This is a genomic window from Pedobacter terrae (assembly GCF_900100705.1).
Classification (GTDB): domain Bacteria; phylum Bacteroidota; class Bacteroidia; order Sphingobacteriales; family Sphingobacteriaceae; genus Pedobacter; species Pedobacter terrae.
The window spans coordinates 1-8,140 of sequence record NZ_FNCH01000043.1 but is presented as its reverse complement, the minus strand read 5'-3'; the positions used below and the strand labels follow the sequence as shown (position 1 = coordinate 8,140).

At 38.7% G+C, this 8,140-nt stretch carries 6 protein-coding genes; all 6 read left to right on the top strand.

The features are described from left to right. On the top strand, positions 1 to 363 hold a 363-nt coding region (locus BLR60_RS24445), incomplete at its 5' end, for a hypothetical protein (protein ID WP_143009153.1). Between the two features lie 21 nt (positions 364 to 384). Further along, positions 385 to 1,788, top strand: a complete 1,404-nt coding sequence (locus BLR60_RS24440) for an aspartate aminotransferase family protein (protein ID WP_090505197.1) — start codon at positions 385 to 387, stop codon at positions 1,786 to 1,788. Further along, positions 1,788 to 2,669, top strand: coding sequence for a cupin-like domain-containing protein (locus BLR60_RS24435; protein WP_090505194.1), 882 nt, complete (start codon positions 1,788 to 1,790; stop codon positions 2,667 to 2,669). Before BLR60_RS24440 ends, BLR60_RS24435 begins: the two co-directional genes overlap by 1 nt. A gap of 57 nt (positions 2,670 to 2,726) precedes the next feature. Continuing rightward, on the top strand, positions 2,727 to 3,692 hold the full coding sequence (gene sbnA / locus BLR60_RS24430; protein ID WP_090505191.1) for a 2,3-diaminopropionate biosynthesis protein SbnA: 966 nt from the start codon (positions 2,727 to 2,729) through the stop codon (positions 3,690 to 3,692). Then, positions 3,693 to 4,661 carry a 2,3-diaminopropionate biosynthesis protein SbnB gene (locus BLR60_RS24425; protein ID WP_090505188.1) on the top strand — a complete coding sequence of 323 codons (969 nt, stop codon included), beginning with the start codon at positions 3,693 to 3,695 and terminating at the stop codon, positions 4,659 to 4,661. A gap of 52 nt (positions 4,662 to 4,713) precedes the next feature. Then, positions 4,714 to 8,140, top strand: a 3,427-nt coding sequence (locus BLR60_RS24420; RefSeq protein WP_143009152.1) for a non-ribosomal peptide synthetase, incomplete at its 3' end; no start/stop codon positions are given.

Here is an 8,140-nt window from a genome sequence, read left to right as displayed (position 1 = left end):
TATCTCGGTCAACTCGATAACGTACTGAAAAACCAGGGAACAATAAAAACAGCAGATGAAAATACCGGACAAACAGTAGAACCTCAGAATGCAGGAACCAGAAAAATCATAATTACCGCAATGGTGATCAAAGGAAAACTCAAAATGAACTGGAAATATCGATGCGACCTGTTTGACGGGCAGACCATTGAAAAAATCTCCGACGACTACATACAAAAAATCGAAAGCATAATACTACACTGTTCAACAAGGCAGCAAACAAAAAGATCCGTATCCGACATTGGAATGTCAGGCATCGCATCCAATCAGGAACTCGACGAGTTTATCAAAGCCAATAAGACTTCCAATGACATAATTTTCTAATTATCAAACAAATTACCGAACATGCAAGATTTCTCGAAATATCACTTAAGTAATAAGCAACTGATCATCACACCTGAGTTACCTGGACAGTATTCAAAAGAATTACTACTAAAACAATCAGAGATTGAAGGCAAAGTCGTTTCATACCCAAAAAGTATGCCGATCGCAATAAAAAGGGCTAAAGGCGCAATAATAGAGGACGTGGATGGTAACCATTTCATCGATTTTTTTGCGGGTGCTGGCGTAGTAAATGTCGGCCACTGTAATCCAGATATTTTAATTGCAGTGAAGGAACAACAGGAGCAACTTATTCATGCTCTTGATTTCCCAACTGAGAATAAAATCGAAGCAATTAATCTTATACTCACAAACCTGCCAGTGGATATGCATGGTCAATATAAAGTCAGTTTCGGTGGACCCACAGGATCTGATGCGGTAGAAGCAGCAATTAAACTGGCAAAAATGCAAACAAAACGGGATACTATAATCGCTTTTACTGGTGGTTACCACGGAATGACATCAGGAGCACTAGCGCTAACCTCAAATACGGGATTTCGAGAAAAGTTAACCTCTTTAATTCCAAATGTTCATTTTGTACCTTATAGCTATTGCTACCGTTGTGCATTTAGGCAGAGTCCAGGAAGCTGCAGACACGATTGTGTAAGTTATCTAGAAGATATTTTAGAAAATCCACATTCAGGAGTACCTAAGCCAGCTGCTATTCTGCTTGAGCCGTTACAAGGAGAAGGAGGTAATATCGTTCCAGACAATAATTATTTGGAGAAATTAGTAAGCCTCGCCCATAAGCATGGAATTATTGTAATTTTTGATGAAATCCAGTCGGGCTTTTATCGAACAGGAGAATTTTTTGCATTCATGCATACCAAAGCAAGGCCTGATATTATCACTTTTTCAAAAGGTTTCGGCGGAGTAGGATTTCCTATATCAGGGCTAATCTATAGAAAAGATCTTGAGGCTTGGGGGCCAGGCGCGCATATAGGGACATTCAGAGCTAACCAGGTGAGTCTTGCTGCCTGTAGGGCTGCAATTAAATTTGTAAACAGAACAGACTTGGCATTACATGTTGGTATTATGGGATGTTACCTAATGACAAAACTAAATGAGCTTTTTCGATGGTGCCCATTTATCGGCGAGATCAGAGGTCAGGGTCTTATGATCGGAATTGAGTTTGTAAAAGACATATCGACAAAGTCACCTTATCCTGAAATTGTGAAAGTTTTCAGAGAACGATGTTTCCAGTCAGGGCTTCTATTCGAGGTTGGTGGACATTTTAATAACGTTGTTCGACTTGTACCCCCACTGATTATCACTACTGCTATAGCGGATGCTGCTATTTCGATAATGTCAACAGAACTTCGTGCAGCAGTCATCAAAATGCAATCAGTAAATAACCTTGTAGAATAATGAAAACTATCGACACTGTGGACAGGCTCTCACAAAGTGAGTTCTACACAAATTATGTACAGTTGAAAAAGCCCGTTTTAATTAAGAAAATGACCCAGGACTGGCCAGCAATAAAAATTTGGGACATGGATTACTTTAGAAAACTTGGCAAAAACTTAAAAATCACGACAAAAACTGCGGACATCGTGAATGGAACAAAGATCAGCTCTTCATTAGCGGACTATGTTGATTTGCTTGAAGTGCATGAGAAAAGTTATGAGGCAGGTATCGCAACACAAAAACCTCCCTACCTACATGACATACCATTATTTAATATGCTGCCAGAACTAATAGCTGACTTGGGAACTTTTCCAATCGAATTATTCCCTAAATGGTATCATAAAAACTGGAACAATTATATTCAATTTTTTATGGGTGGATCCGGTAGTCTTACTCCATTGCATTTTGATACCCTACTCACAAACAACCTTTTTTTCCAAGTTAAAGGTGAAAAAAAATTCATATTAATAAAGGAGTCAGACAAAGAAAACTGCTATATCGAAGGATGGAGATGGTCAAAATTCGATCCAAGCAATCCTGACTATGAAAAATTCTCAAAAACCAAAGGAATGGAATTATATGAAGTGGATTTAGGGCCGGGCGATATCTTGTTCATACCATCAGGTATGCTCCATCAGGTCCATGGCCTAAGCTATTCGATTTCCTTTAATATTGATTGGCATACCTCCAAAACAGCATTTCGCGGCATCCTGTCCGGGTTCAAAGGAGCCCCTAGAAGAAACGTATATTATAATCTGCTTATCTATCTAGGATTGAAGATGAGAATACCATCAAAGTATATTCTTCCATATTACAAGTCTTACCTGAATTATGTAAGCTAAAAACGCCTAATCTTATCTCAAACACCACTAATACCTATAAAACCAAAGCCAACAATTATGCTTACAAAACTTCAGTCAATAAAAAAGCTTATCGGCCATACCCCATTAGTTAAGCTGAACCACTTGGCCGTTTCTCTATATTCAAAATTGGAATTCCACAATTTCAGTGGTAGTATAAAAGACAGAGCTGCATATAATATTCTAAGAGCAGGTATAGAAAATGGAGAAATCAATCGCGAGACCACAATTATAGAATCAAGTTCTGGTAACATGGCCATCTCACTGGCCATGATATGCAAAGAACTCGGACTTAAATTCATACCGGTTATTGACCCTAATATAAATAAGATGAATGAGGCCATTCTCAAGCTTTTCACCAAACATGTATATAAGGTACAACAGGAAGATAAGACAGGTGGCTATCTACTAACAAGGCTTGAAACTGTTAAAAATCTTTGTCTGGAAAACAAAAATGCATTCTGGACCAACCAATATGACAACCCAAACAACTATCTGGCCTATTATAACACTCTGGGCTTGGAGATAGCCGAAGAATTTGATTCTTTGCATTATGTCTTTATTGCTGTTAGTTCGGGAGGCACTATAACAGGAATTTCGATGAGACTTAAAGAAAAGTTTCCGAATGTGAAAATAATTGCTGTTGATATAGAGGGATCAGTAATATTTGGGAACCCACCGATGAAGCGGCATTTTTCAGGAATAGGTTCTAGTAAACGACCATCAATTTTATCAAATGCGTTGATTGACGAGGTAATAGTAATTTCTCATGAGGATGCAATTGAGGGAAGTAACAAACTGATCAAAGAACATGGCTTATTTACCGGTGCATCTTCTGGAGCCGTTTACGCTGCTATTGAAGTTTTTTTCAAGAAGAATCCTCATAATTTAAATGAGAAAGCACTCTTCATATGCGCCGACAGAGGCATATCATATCTTGATAATATATATAATTCAGATTGGATCAACAATACACTAATAAGTTCTTCACAAACTATTTCTTAAATGTTATACTTAAACAAAAAATCTATAGCATCAGTGAGTCTGGCTTGGAACAGCATCATAGACATCATTCAGGATACGGTATACCTACTCAGAAACGATGACTTCTCTCAACCACTTAAACCGTACCTACGATACGGAGATCAGGTGAACCGGTTCATAGCAATGCCAGCATATGTCGGGGGAAATATTGATGCAGCAGGAATCAAATGGATAGCAAGTTTTCCAGGCAATATTGAACATAAGCTACCGAGAGCGAACTCAGTAACTATTTTAAATGACCCCTCTACCGGAATAACCCAGTGTGTTATCAATACTAGCCTCATAAGCGAAATAAGAACTGCCGCCGTATCAGGATTATTGATACGTGAGTATATTAAAAAAAGAAAACTTAGTCATTACCATATCGGAATAGTAGGCTTCGGACCAATTGGACAGCAGCATCTCGCAATGCTCCACGCCCTGTTTAGTGGGTCCTCTTATACAATTTCCATATTTGACGTTAACTTTCAGCAAAAAAAAATCCACGCGGACAACTCTGAAAAGAATGTACGTATGGTATCCAGCTGGGAAGAATGTTATCTGGATGCAGACATATTCTTCACCTGTACTGTTTCCTCTGGACGATACATAGACAAAAAACCAAAATCAGGTGCGTTGTTGATGAACGTTTCCCTAAGAGATTTTAAACCGCTTACTCTTGATTTTATGGACCATATTATAGTCGATGACTGGGAAGAGGTATGTAGACAAAATACTGATATTGAACAGATGCATCTAGAAAGGGGGTTAAAAAAAACTCAAACGCTTTCTCTTCAAGAAATGGTCTGTTCGGACTTCTTTCAACAGAAGCCGGATACAGAGACCGTGATGTTTAACCCAATGGGAATGGCTGTTTTTGACATTGCACTAGCCAAGGAATTTTATAAGGCCGCACGTCTTCAAGGTATTGGACAAGACCTTGACAATTAATACCTCAATTGCATACCCAATCAAATAATTATAATTCAACAAAATTATAAAAATGGAACTTAAAAATTTCTTTGAAGAGCTATCTCGCCTAAATATTAAAATGGTAAAAAACAATGACCTCCTCACGCTTACAGGTATTGATCGGTCATTGACTGCTGATGAAAAAAAAGAATTATTGAAACATATTGAACTTATCAATTTCATCAAACAGCATAAAGAAGAATTACATAGCTTGGTAGATGAAGAACATCAACCAAATGAAATTCTGGATTCCATTAGTGCCATCTACCCGCTTAGTCCGGTACAGGAAGGTATGCTCTTCCATAGCCTTTATGACGAGCACTCTACCTCCTACCTTAACCAGTTCCAATGTAACATCCATGGTGATCTCAACCTGGAACTGTTTAAAATGAGCTGGGAACTGGTCATACAAAAACATACAATCCTCCGCTCAGGATTTCATAATCACGGATTCAGCCTCCCTGTTCAATCCGTACACAATCAGGTGGAGCTCCCATTCAAAATCTTAGACTTTACAGAGCAAAATCATCAACATCTCCTTCAGGAATTCCTTCAGCAGGATAGAAGTCAAAGGTTTGATATGGAAAAACCGCCACTGATGAGGGTTACAATCATACGGATCCACTCTCAAGAACATATACTGGTATGGACCTGCCACCACATAGCGAAGGACGGATGGTCATCGGGAATCATCTGTAATGAAGTACTCGATTTTTATCAGGAACTCCTCAAAGGCAATACCCCGGAGATTAAAGTCGACCAATTTCAGCATTATATCGAATTTTTAAAGGGAAGAGACCAGCATGCGGAGGAAGTTTTCTGGAAAAAGTACCTGAACGGATGCAGCCCTGCAACCCTTCTTCCTTTCGCAGATACAAAGTCATCAAGAAATAATGGAATTGGAGAATACAGGGAAATAACCTGTCCATTGGATGGCAACCTCAAAATAGCCCTAGAGAAATATATCCAAAAAAACAGACTAACCACAAGTACACTTTTTCAAGGAATATGGGCCTACCTATGCCATATCTACACAGGACAGCAGGATCTGGTCTTCGGGGTGACAGTATCGGGAAGGCCCGCAGAACTCGAAAATACTGAAAAAAGAGTTGGTCTATTTATCAATACCATACCGTTCAGGGCAAGGATAGAACAAGATCAAAAGATCTCAGAATGGCTTGCAGACATACAAATTGAAAATAGTAAATGCAGGGAATTCCAATATACATCCATTAGCAATATCAAAAACTGGAACCTTATATCAAATGACTTGTTCGACTCCATATTCGTATTCGAAAATTATCCCGATTACGGAACCCGTTCGGATAAAATTAAGGTAGATCAGATAAAAACACATGGAATAACAAACTATATGCTTACAATAGCAGCTTGGGACGGCGAGAGAACAGGGTTAAGTTTTGGATTCAATAATAATCTCATCAACGAAACATCGGTTAATCAGATCGCTAGCCACTTCCTTGAAGTCTTAGAACAAATCGTATTAAAATCGATCAATATAATAGGACAGTTGAATCCATTGAATTCCAAGTCCGAAGCACAGTTATTAACAGCTTTTCAAGGAAAAACCAATAATATTGATAAGCAAGGAACGATTTTAGATCTTTTTGAAAATCAGGTTAGTCAAAAACCTAATTCCATCGCAGCTGTATATGGCAATTCAATTATATCATATCAAAAGTTGGATGAAATTGCAAACTCGATAGCCTGGATGATTCTGGATTCAGGTGCTAAAAAAGGCTGCTTCATTCCACTGCTGATGGATGAAGGAATAAATTTTGCAGTTGCTTTTCTTGCTGTTTTAAAGGCTGATTGCGCAGCAGTTCCATTAGATAAGAAATGGCCAAAAGTCAGAATTGACAATATTTTGAATAAACTGGATTCTAACATTATACTTTATGAACAACCACTATCATATGAATTTTCCGGATCCTTTATTTTTTTAGAAGTTAATGAAAAGCACCTAGCTCAAACAAAAATCCCTCCAGTTCGAAATACCTTGCCGCAGGATCCAATCTATATGATTTTCACTTCTGGCTCTACAGGTAATCCAAAGGGAGTTATTGTTCCACACCTTGGCATAATAAACCGTTTTTCTTGGATGGACTCCTATTTTTGTGAAAGTTTTATTTCAATTTTAAAAACAACCAGAAATGTTTACGATAGTGCGATTTGGCAATTATTTTGGCCACTGACAAATGGGGGAAAAACAGTTATACCAGATGAGGAACGCGCATTGGATTTTGGATACTTACTCTCTCTAATTGAGCATCATCAGGTTTCCATGACAGATTTTGTACCATCCTTATTTAACAGCCTTGTACAATGGGTAGAAAAGGGTGATAGTAGGCTTTCTACATTAAGAGACCTTATTATTGGAGGGGAAGAGATAGAGCTATCAGCAACAATGTTGTTTAGGAATTATTTTCCAGATATAAGAATTACCAATCTTTACGGTCCGACCGAAGCATCAATTGGATGTATATTTTATTCCTTAAGTAGAACATCTTATTCCAAAATTCCAATTGGCATTCCGATTTTCAATGTTTCTATTCACCTTTTAGATACACATGCTAGCTTAGTCCCTTTAGGAGTGAGTGGGGAAATATATATTGAAGGTCCTTGCCTTGCAGATGGATATTTTAAAGACGTAGAAGAAACTCAACAGCGTTTTATTATTCCTAAATCTGGCCCGCTTTTAGGCAGAAGATTATATCGTTCTGGAGACTTTGCTAGAAGGTTACCGGATGGAAACATAATCTTCCAAGGACGAATAGATGAGCAGGTTAAAATAAGAGGATTTAGGATAGAACTTGGTGAAATAGAAAGCGTAATTAGTCAGATTCCAGAAATTACCAAGGCAGTGGTCATTAGTTATCAAGGTACCTCAAGACTTACTTACTTAGTAGCATATGTCAACGCAGTCGAGTTTAACAGAATAGCAATTATTAATTTTCTATCCTCTCGTCTTCCGGATTATATGGTTCCTTCGTTCATTGTGCATTTAGAAAGTATGCCGTTGACTGCGAACGGTAAGATTGACAAGTCAAAGCTGCCCCTTCCCGATATGGCAACCGCTTCAGAAAGGACGTTTGAACCGCCCAGAACGGCCACAGAGAGCAAACTCGCTCAGATATGGGAAGAGCTCCTGTCTGTTACCAATGTAGGCATTTATGACCATTTCTTTGAGATGGGCGGACATTCGCTACTTGCCATCAGGCTGGTTTCTGCGATCCGGAAAGTTTTTGATACCGAAATACGTGTTAAGCTCATTTTTGAACTGCCACTATTAAAAGACCTGGCAGTTGCCATTGATGAGAACGCTATCGGTAATACCCTGCCTCCGATAACCCCCGGCATCAGGACCGGGCGCATCCCTCTATCCTATTCGCAGGAGAGCCTTTGGGTGATAGACAAGGTCTGGGGAAGCCTTCAGTACC